The organism is Labrys sp. E2SS-1L (assembly GCF_057073705.1).
The window spans coordinates 521730-535997 of record NZ_CP172713.1; the positions used below are offsets into that span (position 1 = coordinate 521730).

A 14268-nucleotide genomic window follows, 5' to 3' on the forward strand; every position below is an offset into this window, starting at 1 on the left:
CGGAGGTAAGGTTGGCGGAGATCTTCAATTGGTAGTGGCGCCTCGGCTGGCGGTGGTGTGTCAGCTGGCGGTGAGCGTCTCCGGTGGGCGGGATCGGTGGCACGCTTGGCGGTGTCGTCGGCGGCCTGACCGGCGCGATTGGCGGTATCGGTGGCATTGGTGGCGAGGGCCAGCCTGGCAGCACGCTCGGCGGTGCGGTAGGTGGTCTCACGGGCGGTATCGGTGGCACGGTCGGCGGCCTGACCGGCGCGATGCGCGGTGCTCGGGTGGCATTGGTGGCGAGGGCGGCCTCGGCGGCGCGCTGGGCGGTTGCGGTCGGCGGCCTCACGGGCGGGATCGGTGGCGCGGTCGGCGGCCTGACCGGCGCGATTGGCGGGTGTCGGGTCGCATCGGTGGCGAGGGCGGCCTGGCGGCACGCTCGGCGGTGGTCGGCGGCCTCACGGGCGGGATCGGTGGCACGGTCGGCGGCCTGACCGGCGCGATTCGGCGGTATCGGTGGCATTGGTGGCGAGGGCGGCCTCGGCGGCACGCTCGGCGGTGCGGTCGGTGGACCTCACGGGCGGGATCGGTGGCGCGGTCGGCGGTCTGACCGGCGCGATTGGCGGTATCGGGTGGCATTGGCGGCGAGGCGGCCCTCGGCGGGCGCCGCTCGGCGGTGCGGTCGGTGGCCTCGCGGCAGGATCGGTGGCGCGGGTCGGCGGTCTGACCGGCGCGATTGGCGGTATCGGTGGCGAGGGCGGCCTGGGCGGCACGCTCGGCGGTGCGGTCGGTGGCCTCACGGGCGGGATCGGTGGGCGCCGGTCGGCGGCCTGACCGGCGCGATTGGCGGTATCGGTGGCATTGGTCGGCAGCCTGGGCGGCGCGCTTCGGTGGTGCGGTCGGTGGCCTGGGCGAGATGGGTGGCACGGTCGGCGGTCTGACCGGCGCGATTCGGCGGTATCGGCGGCATTGGTGGCGAGGGCGGCCTGGGCGGCGCGCTCGGTGGCGCAGTTGGTGGCCTCACGGGCGGGATCGGTGGGCGCGGTCGGCGGTCTGACCGGCGCGATACCGGCGGGTGTCGGTGGCATTGGTGGCGAGGGCGGCCTGGCGGGCGCGCTCGGCGGCGGTCGGCGGCCTCACGGGCGGGATCGGTGGGCGCGGTCGGCGGCCTGACCGGCGCGATTGGCGGTATCGGTGGCATTGGTGGCGAGGGCGGCCTGGGCGGCGCGCTCGGCGGTGCGGTCGGCGGCCTCACGGGCGGGATCGGTGGGCGCGGTCGGCGGTCTGACCGGCGCGATTGGCGCTGTCGGCGGCATTGGCGGCGAGGGTGGTCTGGGTGGCACCCTTGGTGGTGCAGTCGGCAGGTTTTTGACCGGTGCGATTGGTGGCGTTGGCGGCATTGGCGGCGAGGGTGGCCTGGGCGGTACCCTCGGTGGCGCAGTTGGTGGCCTGACGGGTGCGATCGGCGGCATGGTGGCGATGGCATGCTGGCGGCACCCTTGGTGGTGTGGTTGGTGGTCTGACCGGCGCGGTTGGTGGTATCGGCGGTACTGGTGGTGACGGTGGCCTTGGTGGCACCCCTCGGTGGGCGCGGTCGGCGGCCTGACGGGTGCGATGGGTGGCATCGGTGGTGACGGTGGCCTTCGGCGGCACCCTTGGTGGCGCAGTCGGTGGCTTGACCGGTGCGATTGGTGGTGTCGGCGGCATCAGCAGTGATGATGGCCTCGGCGGTGTCGTTGGCGGTCTGACCGGCGCCGATTGGCGGGATCGGCGGCGATGGTGGTGTTGGCGGCACCCTGGTGGTGCAGTCGGCGGCCTGACGGGTGCGATCGGCGGCATGGGTGGCGACGGTGGTCTGGGTGGCGCCCTTGGTGGTGCAGTCGGCGGCCTGACCGGCGCGATTGGTGGCGTCGCCGGTGTCGAGGCGGCGACGGTGGCCTTGGTGGCGTCGTCGGCGGCCTGACGGGTGCGATCGGCGGTATCGGTGGCGTTGGCGGCGACGGTGGCCTCGGCGGTGTCGTTGGCGGTCTGACCCGGCGCCATTGGCGGCATCGGTGGCGACGGTAGCTGGCGGCACCTCGGTCGGTGCAGTCGGTGGCCTGACCGGCGCGATTCGTATCGGCGGTATTGGCGGCGACGGTGGCCTGGGCGGCGTCGTTGGCGGCTTGACGGGTGCGATCGGCGGCATCGGTGGCGACGGTGGTCTTCGGCGGCACCCTTGGTGGCGTCGTCGGCGGCCTGACGGGTGCGATAGGTGGCGCATCGGTGGCGACGGTGGCCTTGGCGGCACCCTTCGGTGGCGCAGTCGGTGGCTTGACCGGTGCGATTGGTGCGCTCGGCGGGATTGGCGGTGACGGTGGCCTGGGTGGCGTCGTCGGCGGCCTGACGGGTGGAGATCGGTGGCATCGGTGGCGACGGTGGCCTTGGCGGCACCCTTGGTGGCGCAGTCAGCAGCTGACCGGCGCGATTGGTGGGTATCGGCGGTATTGGTGGTGACGGTGGCCTGGGTGTCGTCGGCGGCCTGACGGGTGCGATCGGTGGCATCGGTGGCGACGGTGGCCTTGACCGGCTGGGCCCCTTCGTCGGTGCAGTCGGCGGCCTGACCGGCGCAATTGGTGGTATTGGTGGTATTGGCGGTGACGGTGGCCTGGGTGGCGTCGTCGGCGGCCTGACGGGTGCGATCGGTGGCATCGGTGGCGACGGTGGCCTTGGCGGCACCCTTGGTGGCGCAGTCGGTGACTTGACCAGTAGATGGTCGTCGGCGGGATTGGCGGTGACGGTGGCCTGGGTGGCGTCGTTGGCGGCCTGACGGGTGCGATTGGTGGTATCGGCGGTCTGGTGGTGACGGTGGCCTGGGTGGCGTCGTCGGCGGCCTGACGGGTGCGATCGGCGGTATCGGTGGCATTGGCGGCGACGGTGGCCTCGGCGGTGTCGTTGGCGGTCTGACCGGCGCAATTGGCGGCATTGGTGGCGACGGTGGCCTCGGCGTCGTTGGCGGTCTGACCGGCGCAATTGGCGGCATCGGTGGTGACGGTGGCCTGGTGGTGTCGTCGGCCGCCTGACGGGTGCGATCGGTGGCATCGGTGGCGACGGTGGCCTTCGCAGCGCCTCGGTGGTGCAGTCGGTGGCCTGACCGGCGCGATTGGTGGTATCGGCGGTATTGGCGGCGACGGTGGTCTCGGCAGCACCTCGGTGGTGCAGTCGGTGGCCTGACCAGCGCGATTGGTGGTGATGGTGGCTTGGGTGGCGTCGTCGGCGGCCTGACCGGCGCGATTGGTGGTGATGGTGGCCTCGGTGGTGTCGTCGGCGGCCTGACGGGTGCGATCGGCGGCATCGGTGGCGATGGCGGTCTTGGCGGCACCCTTGGTGGTGCAGTCGGCGGCTTGACCGGCGCGATTGGTGGTGTCGGCAGCATCGGTGGCGACGGTGGCCTGGGTGGTGTCGTTGGCGGTCTGACCGGCGCAATTGGCGGGATCGGTGGCGACGGTGGCCTTGGTGGCGCAGTTGGTGGCCTGACGGGTGCGATCGGCGGTGTTCGGTGGCGATGGTGGTCTTGGCGGCACCCTCGGTGGTGTGGTCGGTGGCCTGACCAGCACGATCGGCGGGATCGGCGGTATTGGTGGTGACGGCGCGGTGGCGCTGCGTCGGCAGCTGACTGGCGCAATCGGCGGTGATGATGGCCTGGGCGGTGTCGTTCGCAGCCTGACGGGTGCGATGGGCCGGATTGGCGGCGATGGTGGCCTCGGTCGTCGTTGGCGGCCTGACGGGTGCGATTGGCGGCTGGTCGCCGGTGGTGATGGTGGCTTGGGTGGCGCCCCTTGGGGGCGTGGTCGGCGGTTTGACTTCGCGCAATCGGCGGTGATGATGGCCTGGGCGGTGTCGTTGGCGGCCTGACGGGTGCGATCGGCGGCATCGGTGGCGACGGTGGCCTTGGCGGCACCCCTGGTGGCGCAGTTCGTGGCTTTGACCGGCGCGATTGGTGGTATCGGCGGCGACGGTGGGTCTGGGTGGCGTTGTCGGTGGCCTGACGGGCGCGATCGGTGGTCTTGGCGGTGAAGATGGCCTTGGCGGTATAGTCGGTGACCTGACAGGCACGCTCGGTAACGCAGTTGGCGACCTGACAGGTGCGATCGCTGGCATTGGCGGCAACACGGGCGGCGGTGACGCGGGCGGTGGCGACGGGGCGGTGGCGACGCCGGCGGCGGTAACACCGGTGGTGGTAACACCGGCGGCGGCGACGCCGGGCAGCGGCGACAGGGGCGGCGGTAGCCCGGCGGTGGCGACACGGCGGCGGTAACACGGTGGCGGTGACGCCGGCAGCGGCGACAGGTGGCGGTGACGCCGGTGGTGGTGACGCCGGCGGCGGCAACACGGGCGGCGGTGACGCCGGCGGTGGCAGCCCGGGCGGCGGTAACGCCGGCGGCGGTGACCCCGGCGGCGGCGGACACGGGCGGCGGTAACACCGGCGGTGGCGACGCGGGCGGCGGTAACCCGGCGGTCGCAGCGGGCGGCGGTGACCGGGTGGCGGCGACGGTGGCGGCAACGCGGGTGGTGGCGACGCGGCGGCGGCGGCAACGCCGGTGGTGGTGGCGCCGGGTGTTGGCGACATCGGCGACGGTTCCGGTGGCGACATCGCCGACAACAACGCAGCCGGTAATGGAGCTGACTGTGACGCCTCCGCCGACGGTAGCTGCAGCGCACGCCCAGATGGCTGGCGTTCCTGCCAACCCGGCTGGCAATCCTGTCGGCGGTGCTCCCGGCGGATCGGCTGGTAGTGACGGTTCGAACGCCCAGCCTGCCGACGTTGCCGGCAGCCCGGTCGAGGGAGCTCCGAACAGCATCAACGGTAGCGGCAATGCCGGATCGGCTGGCGTTCCTGCCAACCTGGCTGGCGATCCGGTTGGCGATGCTATTAAATGGAGCGGCTGGCAATAACGGCTCTGGCTTGGGCAGCCTGCCCTCAGGCAGGGGCTGGTGGTCCGAGACCGGCAACGGGACTGGCGGCATTCGCCGGTCTGCCGGCGAACTTGCTTATCTGGCCGGTAGTCCGGTTCGGTGGTGCTGCCCAACGGACCGGCTGGCGGCATCGGCTCGAATGGTCAGCCCATCGGCGTGGCGAGCAACCCGGTCGCTGGCGCTCCCGGCAGCAACAACGGTGGCGGTGCCGCGGGCACAGCCGGCGATGGCCTCGGAACGGCTGGCGGTAACGCCGGCCCAGGTGGCCAGCGCGCCGGTGTAGTCGGGCAATCCGGCTGGCGGTGCTTCCAACGGAGTGGCTGGTGGTATCGGCTCGAATGGCCAGCCCATCGGCGTAGCCGGCAATCCAATCGGCGGCGCTCCGGCAGCAACAACGGTGGCGGCGCCGCGGGCACTCCCGGCGATCCAGCCGGCGATGGCCTCGGCGGAACGGCAGCACCTGCCAATGGAGCAGCCGGTGGCGCTGGCTCGAATGGCCAGCCCATCGGCGTGGCGACCAACCCGATTGCTGGCGTTCCGGCAGCAACAACGGTGGGGGCCACGGGCGCGGCCGCGATCCAGCCGGCGATGGCCTGGCGACGGCTGGCGGTAACGCCGGCCCTGGTGGCCAGCGCGCCGGCGTAGTGGGCGATCCGGCTGGCAGTGCTCCCAACGGAGTGGCTGGCGGCATCGGCTCGGTGGTCAGCCCATCGGCGTGGCGAGCAACCCGGTCGCTGGCGCTCCGGCAGCAACAACGGTGGCGGCGCCGCGGGCACTCCCGGCAATCCAGCTGGCGATGGCCTCAGTGGAACGGCTGGCGGCAACGGCGCCGGCCCAGGGAGCCGGCGCACTGGCGTAGCCGGTAATCCGGGTTGCCAGCACTCCCGATGCGTGGCCGGTGGCGTCGGCTCGAATGGCCAGCCCATCGGCGTGGCGGGCAACCCGGCCGGCGACGCTCTCGGCAATCCGGCCGGCGATGGCCTCAGTGGAACGGCCGGTGGCGACACAGTGCCGGCCCAGGGAGCCGGCGTCCAGGGCGCAGCGGGCAATCCGGCTGACAGGCACCCCCGATGGAGCGGCCGGAGGTATCGGCTCGAATGGGCGGCCCTCCGGCGTGGCCGGCAACCGGTGCCCGGCGCTCCCGGCAGTGTCAATGGTAGTGGCCCTGCCGGCACGGCGGGCAGTCCGGTCGCAATGCTTCTCGACGGACAGCCGGCAATAATGGTACTGGCTTGGGTAGCCTGCCCTCGGGCGCGGCTGGTAGTCCAAGTGGCGGTGCCGGCAACGCAACCGGCGGCAGCACCGTTTTGCCTGGTGAGCTTGCCTATCTGGCCAACAATCCGATGGACAATGGCCTCGAGCAGATGGCTGACGGCATCGGCTCGAATGGGCGGCCCTCCGGCACGGCCGCAACCCGATCGTCGGCACTCCTCGGCGGCAACAACGATAGCGGCATCGCGGGCAATCCCGCCGGTGATGGTCGCGACGGAATGGCTGGCAGCCAGGCTGCCGGCCCAGGTCGCCAGCGTACTGGTGTCGCGGGCAACCCGGTCGGCGGCGTCCCGGTGGCACCAATGCGAGCGGCCCTGCTGGTTGCCGCGGGCGATCCGGTCGGCGATGCTTCTCGATCGGGCGGCCGGCGACAACGGCACTGGTTTGGGCAGCCTGCCCTCGGGCGGGGCTGGTGGTCCGAGACCGGCGACGGGACTGGCGGCAACACCGGTCTGAGCAGTGAGCTGGCCTATCTTGCCTATCTGGCCAACAATCCGGTGGACGATCGTCTCGACGGATCGCTGGTGGCATCAGCCGAACGGCCAGCCCACCGGGCGTGGCCGGCGACCCGGATGACCGGTGCTCCCGATGGCATCAATGCCAGAGGCACCGCCGGCAATCCAGCCGACGCTGGCCTCAACCGATCGACCGGCGGCAACAGCACCGGTCCGGCTAGCCAGCGCGCTGGTGGAGCGGGGGAGATCCGGTTGACGGTACTCCCAACGGATCGGCTGGGGGGCTCGGCTCGATGGCCAGCCATCGGTGTGACTGGCAACCCGGTCACCAGTATCCCGATGGCGTCAATGCCAGAGGCACCGCCGGCAATCCAGCCGACACTGGCCTCAACCGATCAACCGGCGGCGACGGCACCGTACGGCTAGCCGGCGTTGGTGGAGCGGGGAATCCGGTTGACGGTACTGCCAACGGATCGGCTGGTGGTCTCGGCTCGAATGGCCGGCCCATCGGCGTGACTGGCAACCCGGTCGCCGGTGCTCCCGATGGCGTCAATGCCAGAGGCACCGCCGGCACGGCCGGCAATCCAGTTGGCGACGCTCTCAATGGCGCGGCCGACAATAGTGGCGCCGGCTTGGGCAGCCTGTCTTCTGGCGGGGTTGGTGGTCCAGGGGCCGGCAACGGGACCGGCGGCAGCACTGGTTTGCCTGGCGAGCTTGCCTATCTGGCCAACAATCCGGCGGACGATGGTCTCAACGGATCGGCTGGCGGCATCGGCTCGAATGGCCAGCCCAACGGTATCGACGGCAGTGGCAACGCTGGCTCGACCGGTACGCCCCTCGGTGCGGCTGGCAATCCAGCCGGCGCTGGCCTCAACGGCTCGGTTGGCGGCAACCGTGCCGGTTCGAACGGTCAGCCCGCCACCACGGCCGGCAATCCGGTCGGCGGTGCGCCCAACGGCATCGACGGCGGTGGCAACGCTGGCTCGACCGGTACGCCCGTCGGCTCGGCTGGCAATCCAGCCGGTGCTGGCTCAAACGAAGCGATCGGCGGCAACCGTCCGGATGGGCAGCCTGTCACCACGGCAGGCAACGCCGGAACGACCGACGCGCCTGCCGATACGGCTGGCAATCCAGCGGGCGAAACGGCCAACAACACTGGTGGCAGCAGCCGGTTTGGCCGCCTTCTTGCCTACCTGTCCGGCGATCGGGCTGGTGACTCTCCCGACGCAGCCGCTGATGGTAACACGCCGTCGCGTGACCTGCCCACAGACGGCGATCCGGCCGGCAAGACTCCCGTTGGCACAACCGCTGGCAACGGCACCAGTCCGAACGGCCAGCCCGCCGCCGACAAACCGGTCGATGGATCCCCCAGTGGAATCGACAGCGGCAATGCCGGATCGACTGGCGCGCCTAACACGGCCGGCAATCCGGCTGGCAATACGCTCAACGGAACGGCCGGCGGCAACCGCGCCGGTTCGAACGGCCAGCCCACCACCATGGCTGGCAACCCGGCCGACGGGACTCCCGACGGCATCGACGGTAGCGGCAACCCCGGAACGGCTGGCACGCCTGCGGGCGCGGCTGGCAACCAGGCTCGCGAAGCTGCCAACGAGACTGGCGGCAGCAGCCGGTTCAGCCGCCTCCTCGCCTATCTGACGGGTAGCCGGGCTGGTGATTCTGGTGACTCTCCCAGCACGATCGAAAGCGGTAGCGCTGGAACGGCCGGCGCGCCTGCCAACACGGCCGGCAATCCAGGCCGCAAGGCACCCATTGGCCTAACCGCTGGCAATGGTACCGGCTCGAACGGCCAGACCACCGTCATGGCCGGCAATCCGGTCGGCGATGCTCTCAACGGTGTCGACGGTCGCGGCAATGCTGGAACGGCTGGCGTGCCTGCCGACACGGCCGGCAATCCATCCGGCAAGGCACCCATTGGCCTAACCGCTGGCAATGGTACCGGCTCGAACGGCCGGGCCACCATCATGGCCGGCAATCCGGTCGGCGATGCTTTCAACGGCATCGACGGTCGCGGCAATGCCGGAAAGGCTGGTGCGCCTGCCAACGCGATCGGCAATCCAGCCCGCAAGGCACCTTCCGGCGTAACCGCTGACAACGGTACCGGTTCGAACAGCCAGGCCACCATCATGGCCGGCAATCCGGTCGGCGATGCTTTCAACGGCATCGACGGTCGCGGCAATGCCGGAATGACTGGCGCGCCTGCCAATGGGGTCGGCGATCCTGCCAACTATGGCCTCAACGCAACTGGCGCCAGCAATGGCGCCGAGCTTGGCAGCCAGCGCGTTGGTATCGCCGACAATCCGGCCGGCGGCGCTCTCAGCGGAGTGGCCGGCGGCACCGGAACCGGCTTGAACGGCCTGTCCTCCAACACGGTAGGCAATGCAATCGGCCGTGCCTTCAACGGGACCGACGGTAACGCCGGTTCAACCGGCAGGCTTGCCTATCTGACCGGCAGTTCGGTCGGCGTTGCTGCTGGCCAGGCGGCGAGCGGCGATAGCACCGGATCGAACGGTGTGGTTGCAGGCCTGGTCTGCAATGTTGCTAACACCAACAACAAGGATGTCACTGGCATGTTCGCTTCCACAGCCAATACCGCGACGGGCGGTGCCACGAACCGCAGTGCCGGCACCAATGGCGCCAATGTTCGCGGACCGAACGCCGAGGCGGTGCCCGCAATCGAAATCAAGGACCTCGCCAGTATCAAGGTAATACGGCCGGTCTATGATGTCTCGGAGTCCGATGTTGATGAACGGCTCAAGCGGGTCGCCGAAGCGGCGCGCTCCTACAAGCCGAAGAACGGCAAGGCCGCCGAGGGCGATCGCATCACCATTGATTACGCTGGCAATGTCAGCGAGGTCATTCCCAACGACACCGGCACCAACCGTCTACTGGTGCTCGGCGCCAAGAATTCCATCCCGGGCTTCGACGACCAGTTGATTGGTACGAAGGCAGGGGATGAGAAGCAGGTCAATGTGACGTTCCCGAAGAACTACCAGGTCCCGTATCTGGCAGGCAAGCAAGCGACCTTCAACGTCACGGTCAAGGAAGTGGCCAAACCCGGCGAGGCGCTGCTCAATGACGAGACTGCGAAGCGCTTCGGGGTGGATTCACTGGCGCGCTTGCGGACTGTCGTACGTGGCCAGATCGAGAACCAGTTCGGCTCGCTGACGCGACAGAAGGAGAAGCGGCAACTGGTTGAGCAACTCGAGGCTTCCTATCAATTCCAGGTGCCCTCGAAGTTGGTGGAGGCCGAGTTCAACAACAACTGGGCACAGGTCAACCGTAATCTCAAGGCCTCGGGTCGCACCTTCGCCGATTTCGGCCTAACCGAGGACAAAGCGCGTGCCGAATATATGCAACTGGCAGAGCGGCGCACGCGCCTCGGCCTGATCCTCGTCGAGATCGGAAGGAAGGCGAACATCTCCGTTTCGAACGAGGAACTGCAGCGTGGACTGCTCCTGCAGATCGGCCGGTACCCGGCCAATCAGCAACAGCATCTGCTGGCTCTCTATCGCTCCAAGCCACAGGTGTTGAATGCGTTGCGTGCGCAAATGTTCGAGGACAAAGTCGTAGACTATCTGCTCGGCCAGGTTTCTCTCACCGAGAAGAAAGTGAGCAAGAAAGAGCTGATGGCAATCGATGCGACGGCCAACGCCAACGTTGCGCCGAAGCCAGCCACAAAGGCGACCGTGAAAACGAAGGCCAGGTAATGCGGCTGTGCGACTATTGCGAAGGCCGCCCCCGGCGGCCTTCCTTGTCTGCAAGAGTGTGCCGGTCGGGCGTCGAATTCGAACGTCGAAAGGCCCCGTTGTTTGCGTGTCGGCATCGACGCTAGCGTCCATCGTGGTCAATGGCGTGGCGCCGCGCTCCTGGGTGAGATCTTCATTCTGGAATTCGCGGCGTGGCCGGACCGTTACCGAATACGAACTCTGGCCGGGGAAGGCCGCAGCTTGTCCTGCCTTAGGGCTATCGATGGACGGGAACAGGAAGATGTAAATCGACGGCCTCTCGGTCGTCGATAGTTATCCTGAATGATGCGGAGAAGGCGGTCGATCGAGGAGAAATCCAAAAAGGTTCTAAATAGTGTTGCCGAAAATCATTATTATCTTTGAATATGAGCTTTACACTAGCGTGCAATTGCCTGAAAATCTGAGACGGTGCGGCGATAGGGTCCACAATGCTGCGCAAATTAAGAAAAACGTCAATCATTTCGACATCAACACAAAAAGAAAGACTGAACATGCTCGAGGATGACACAAGTTTACTCGACCTGACCGCCGACATCGTCTCCGCTTATGTCGCCAATAACCAGGTCGCCACCGCTTCCCTGGCAGATCTGATCAGTTCGGTGCATGGAAGCCTTACCGGCTTGAACGATCCCAAGCCGGTTGAGGCGGATAAACCACCAACGCCGGCGGTTCCGATCCGGAGATCCGTCACGCCCGATTACGTGATCTGCCTGGAAGATGGCCTCAAATTCAAGTCGCTCACCCGGCATTTGCGAACGGCGTATGATATGACGCCGGACCAATATCGCGAGAAGTGGGGGCTGTCGGCAGATTACCCGATGGTTGCGCCGAACTATTCGGCCCAACGCTCTCGCCTGGCCAGGGAGTTTGGTCTCGGCCAACGGCGCCAGGAGGCAGAGGTCATATCAGTAACCCCTCGCGCTCCGAGCAAGGGCAAAAGGACAAAGGTGTCGTAGGCGAGTATCGCTCGCATTGGGTAAAATAATGCCCATCGAGATCCATAATCAAACAGCTGGAGAAAAGGGTGATTGCCCCAAACCGCACCTTTACTCCAAATTTTTGCTTCGATGCGTCTTTGCAATTCCCGATGATATCGAATCGCAAACGCTTCAGGTGGTCGCCACCAGTCGTGACCACCGCCGCACCAGGTAATTGTGCTCGTCCATCGTGGTGTTCCAGACGGCGATCGAGTTGGCGCGCTGCCGGTAGGATCCGCCATCGCGCACGGATCCGGCCTTGATGGTGATGGTGCCGTCCGGGCCGGGCAGGTCGGCCTGCGTCGGCAGGCCTTCATACCAATAGGACCATTCGTCCGGCGTCAAATGGTCCCGAACCCGGGCGGGGATCGACATGTAATAGCCCTGGCGGGCCATCATTGCGCCCGGCCAGCCCGACAGCCACCAGTTCAGATAGTCATAGGCGATGTCGAGCATGCGTCCCGACAGGTTGCTCGAAAGGCACAGGCCGCCATGCCAGGCTCGATAGCCTTCGCGGGGCACGGCCTCCATCACGGGTACGTTGCAATGGCGCAGGGCGGTGATGCCGGGCGACCACATGCTCTGGATGACGACGCCGCCATTGCGCATCAGGCTGGCCGCCTCCGCCGCGGTCTTCCAGAAGCCGGCGAAAAATCCGCTTCGGCGCCGTTCGATCAGGATGCCCAGCAGGGTGTCGATCTCCTCGGTCGACATGTTGCCGATGTCCTCGAAGCTCATCAATCCCAGCGACTGGGCGGCGAGAGCCGCGTCGAACACCCCGATCGCCGGTTCGTCGACCAGGGCCGCCTTGCCATGCCAATGCTCGTCGAGCAGGGCGCCCCAGGAGACGATCTGCTCGGCATCGCCATTGGCGAGATCGGGCCGGAAAGCGAAGGAATCGAAATTATGCGTGGTCGGCAGCATCGAGAGCCAGCGCGAGGGCGTCGGGCCCAAGGCGCGGTTGGGCTGGACGAAGAGCTTGGTCACGGGCGCATCGCCGAAGCCGATGCGAGCGCCCGGATCGAGTCGCCCCGTCTTGGTCAGGTCGGTGATTTCGTTCCAGAGCCGGATGCGCGTGAGATCGATGGGCTGGATGGCGCGCCAGTACCAGACGATATCGAGGTTGTGGAAACACTGGTCGTAGACGTCATAGCTGCCGGGTTCCGCCGCCGCCTTGTGCTGGGCGGTGATGAAGTCCTGGGTATCGAAGACGACATTGATGCCCAGATCCGCTTCGGCCCTGAGGCGCAGTCCCTCCAGATGCGAAATCTCGGTTCCCAGCACGCGCAGGGTCGGTCGTTCCGCAAGGTGCAAGGCGGGGGTCGAGGGGCGTACTTCCAACGCGTCTCCGGTCATGGAGAGCTCGAACGGCGGTGTGGAGGCAATGACATTCGAAATCGCTTGATCATGATTGCTGCGACACGGGAGCCGCCAATCTGTTGAAGGCTGCCAGGGAGCGTCGGATCAAGCTGGAATCGAGGTCATCCACGATGAAAACGATGCGCGAGCGCCGGTCGCCATCGGGCCAAGCCTGCATGTGCACGGGTGTGTGCACCAGATGCTGCACGCCATGGATTGCTACCGGGGCACTCTCGCCAGCCAGGTTGAGCATGCCCTTCACCCGCAGGATGTGATCGCCATGCCGGTTGAGCAGCATGGTCAGCCAGATGCCGAAGGCCGTCCAGTCGAGCGGTTCGTCGACCGTGACCACGAAGGAACGGATGCGCTCGCCATGGCGCGTGCGATCGCCCGGCCCGTGCTCATGCCCGGGCTGGCCGGCCGTCTGGGGGGCGAGGGGGTCGTCGCTTTGGAAGGTCTGGCGGAACCAGGCGCGGGTCGAGCGCTCCGGCCGGCCGGCGGCAGCCGAACCGTCCTGGCCGAAGAGCGAGGCGGCATCGAAATCGCCATCGGCGGCTCGCAGGATCGGTGCATCCGGATTGAAGCGCGCCAGCCGGTCGAGGAGCCGGGCGACCGTCACCTCGTCGGCGATATCGGTCTTGGTCAGCACGAGCCGATCGGCGATCGCGGTCTGGCGCGTCGACTCGACGTGGTTCTCGAGCTGGAACCGGCCGTTCACCGCATCCACCGTCGCAATCACCGTGCCCGGCCGGAAATGATGCCGCAAAACGGGGTCGGCCTTGATGGTCGAGAGGATCGGGAAAGGGTCGGCCAGGCCGGTGCTCTCGATCACCAGCCGATCGAAGGGCGGAATGTCGCCGCGCTCTCGCCTGGCATGGATGTCGCGGATCGCCTGGGCCAACTCGCCGCGGATCGTGCAGCACAGGCATCCCGAGGGCAGCAGCACCATGGTCTCGTCGATGGCTTCGAGCAGATGGTGGTCGAGCCCGATCTCGCCGAATTCGTTGATCAGCACGGCCGTGCGGGCCATGGCCGGGTCCGACAGCAGCCGCCGGAGCAAGGTCGTCTTGCCCGAACCGAGGAAGCCGGTGAGCAGGTGGACCGGGGTGAAGGCCGGGGTGTCATCGGCCATGGTGCTTCTCCATCGCCTCGATCACCGGCAGGGAGAGCGGATCGCAGGCGCGCCGGGCCAGCCTTTCGGCCGCCGGCCACAGATGGCCGAGATCGTCGATGATCTCGGTCTTGCCGGTCTTGGTCGACAAGAGGAAGGAAGCGCCCTGCCAGTCGGAGAGGGTCATGCCGAAGGGTTCCAGGACCTGGCAGGCGATGCGCACGCGGTTCGCGCGCTCGCGGCGGCGGTCGATCCTGTCGCCATTGCGCGTGAAGACGCCCGGCCGGGCCACCGCATCGGCCCAGTGCTCATTGCCACCCAGAATGCCGCAGAGCGAACACATGCAGATCTTCCCCGTTGCGGCGCCTTTTCCGGCGATGGTGATGGCCGGG

14 protein-coding genes and 1 pseudogene are annotated in these 14268 nt (G+C 67.8%); 10 read left to right on the top strand and 5 right to left on the bottom strand.

Translation table 11 applies throughout. From position 1 onward, the window contains the following. Window positions 1-83 precede the first annotated feature (83 nt). Window positions 84-473, top strand: coding sequence for a hypothetical protein (locus ACIGJE_RS28110; protein WP_483681022.1), 390 nt, complete (start codon window positions 84-86; stop codon window positions 471-473). Window positions 474-495: 22 nt separating this feature from the next. Beyond that, window positions 496-813: a hypothetical protein gene (locus ACIGJE_RS28115; protein WP_483681023.1), complete on the top strand. Its 318-nt coding sequence runs from the start codon at window positions 496-498 to the stop codon at window positions 811-813. A gap of 417 nt (window positions 814-1230) precedes the next feature. On the opposite strand, the gene ACIGJE_RS28120 is transcribed toward ACIGJE_RS28115, so the two are convergent. Then, window positions 1231-1476 (bottom strand): hypothetical protein, encoded by a 246-nt coding sequence (locus ACIGJE_RS28120; RefSeq protein WP_483681025.1) that lies wholly within the window; start codon window positions 1474-1476, stop codon window positions 1231-1233. 112 nt (window positions 1477-1588) lie between these two features. Here ACIGJE_RS28120 and ACIGJE_RS28125 point away from each other — a divergent pair, with 112 nt between their 5' ends. The 5 genes from ACIGJE_RS28125 (at window position 1589) to ACIGJE_RS28145 (ending at window position 5580) form a co-directional block, all read left to right on the top strand. Then, entirely contained in the window at window positions 1589-1942 is a 354-nt protein-coding gene (locus ACIGJE_RS28125; protein ID WP_483681026.1) for a hypothetical protein, read from the top strand. A 507-nt stretch (window positions 1943-2449) separates the two neighbouring features. Then, on the top strand, window positions 2450-2788 hold the full coding sequence (locus tag ACIGJE_RS28130) for a hypothetical protein (RefSeq protein ID WP_483681028.1): 339 nt from the start codon (window positions 2450-2452) through the stop codon (window positions 2786-2788). Between the two features lie 722 nt (window positions 2789-3510). Next, entirely contained in the window at window positions 3511-3873 is a 363-nt protein-coding gene (locus tag ACIGJE_RS28135) for a hypothetical protein (RefSeq protein ID WP_483681030.1), read from the top strand. A 435-nt stretch (window positions 3874-4308) separates the two neighbouring features. Beyond that, on the top strand, window positions 4309-4914 hold the full coding sequence (locus ACIGJE_RS28140; protein ID WP_483681032.1) for a hypothetical protein: 606 nt from the start codon (window positions 4309-4311) through the stop codon (window positions 4912-4914). A 123-nt stretch (window positions 4915-5037) separates the two neighbouring features. Then, window positions 5038-5580, top strand: coding sequence for a hypothetical protein (locus ACIGJE_RS28145; RefSeq protein WP_483681033.1), 543 nt, complete (start codon window positions 5038-5040; stop codon window positions 5578-5580). Window positions 5581-5637: 57 nt separating this feature from the next. Here the strand turns inward: ACIGJE_RS28145 and ACIGJE_RS28150 are convergent, their stop codons facing one another. Continuing rightward, a complete protein-coding gene (locus ACIGJE_RS28150; protein WP_483681035.1) occupies window positions 5638-6000 on the bottom strand; it encodes a hypothetical protein in 363 nt (120 codons plus the stop codon). Between the two features lie 167 nt (window positions 6001-6167). Here ACIGJE_RS28150 and ACIGJE_RS28155 point away from each other — a divergent pair, with 167 nt between their 5' ends. The 3 genes and pseudogenes from ACIGJE_RS28155 (at window position 6168) to ACIGJE_RS28165 (ending at window position 11385) form a co-directional block, all read left to right on the top strand. Then, on the top strand, window positions 6168-7088 hold the full coding sequence (locus tag ACIGJE_RS28155; protein WP_483681037.1) for a hypothetical protein: 921 nt from the start codon (window positions 6168-6170) through the stop codon (window positions 7086-7088). 2246 nt (window positions 7089-9334) lie between these two features. Then, a pseudogene (gene tig, locus ACIGJE_RS28160) lies at window positions 9335-10375 on the top strand (trigger factor); the annotation flags it as partial. Between the two features lie 482 nt (window positions 10376-10857). Next, window positions 10858-11385, top strand: a complete 528-nt coding sequence (locus ACIGJE_RS28165; protein ID WP_376717780.1) for a Ros/MucR family transcriptional regulator — start codon at window positions 10858-10860, stop codon at window positions 11383-11385. Window positions 11386-11538: 153 nt separating this feature from the next. Here ACIGJE_RS28165 and ACIGJE_RS28170 read toward each other — a convergent pair whose 3' ends face one another. Genes ACIGJE_RS28170 through ACIGJE_RS28180 form a run of 3 tightly spaced genes read right to left on the bottom strand, consistent with a single transcriptional unit; the run spans window position 11539 to window position 14219 of the window. Beyond that, the gene (locus tag ACIGJE_RS28170; protein WP_311944298.1) at window positions 11539-12762 is read right to left on the bottom strand and encodes an ABC transporter substrate-binding protein; all 1224 of its coding nucleotides are present in this window, start codon (window positions 12760-12762) and stop codon (window positions 11539-11541) included. A 49-nt stretch (window positions 12763-12811) separates the two neighbouring features. Then, window positions 12812-13897 (bottom strand): CobW family GTP-binding protein, encoded by a 1086-nt coding sequence (locus ACIGJE_RS28175; protein ID WP_415086852.1) that lies wholly within the window; start codon window positions 13895-13897, stop codon window positions 12812-12814. Further along, window positions 13887-14219: a hypothetical protein gene (locus ACIGJE_RS28180; protein WP_415086850.1), complete on the bottom strand. Its 333-nt coding sequence runs from the start codon at window positions 14217-14219 to the stop codon at window positions 13887-13889. The genes ACIGJE_RS28175 and ACIGJE_RS28180 overlap by 11 nt, the downstream gene beginning before the upstream one ends. Window positions 14220-14268: the final 49 nt, after the last annotated feature.

What these genes read in the sequence shown, in the direction of transcription:
- ACIGJE_RS28165 (WP_376717780.1), top strand. Translation starts at nt 10,858, where the DNA reads ATGCTGCGCAAATTAAGAAAAACGTCAATCATTTCGACATCAACACAA.
- ACIGJE_RS28175 (WP_415086852.1), bottom strand. Translation starts at nt 13,897, where the DNA reads ATGGCCGATGACACCCCGGCCTTCACCCCGGTCCACCTGCTCACCGGC.
- ACIGJE_RS28180 (WP_415086850.1), bottom strand. Translation starts at nt 14,219, where the DNA reads ATGTGTTCGCTCTGCGGCATTCTGGGTGGCAATGAGCACTGGGCCGAT.
- ACIGJE_RS28170 (WP_311944298.1), bottom strand. Translation starts at nt 12,762, where the DNA reads ATGACCGGAGACGCGTTGGAAGTACGCCCCTCGACCCCCGCCTTGCAC.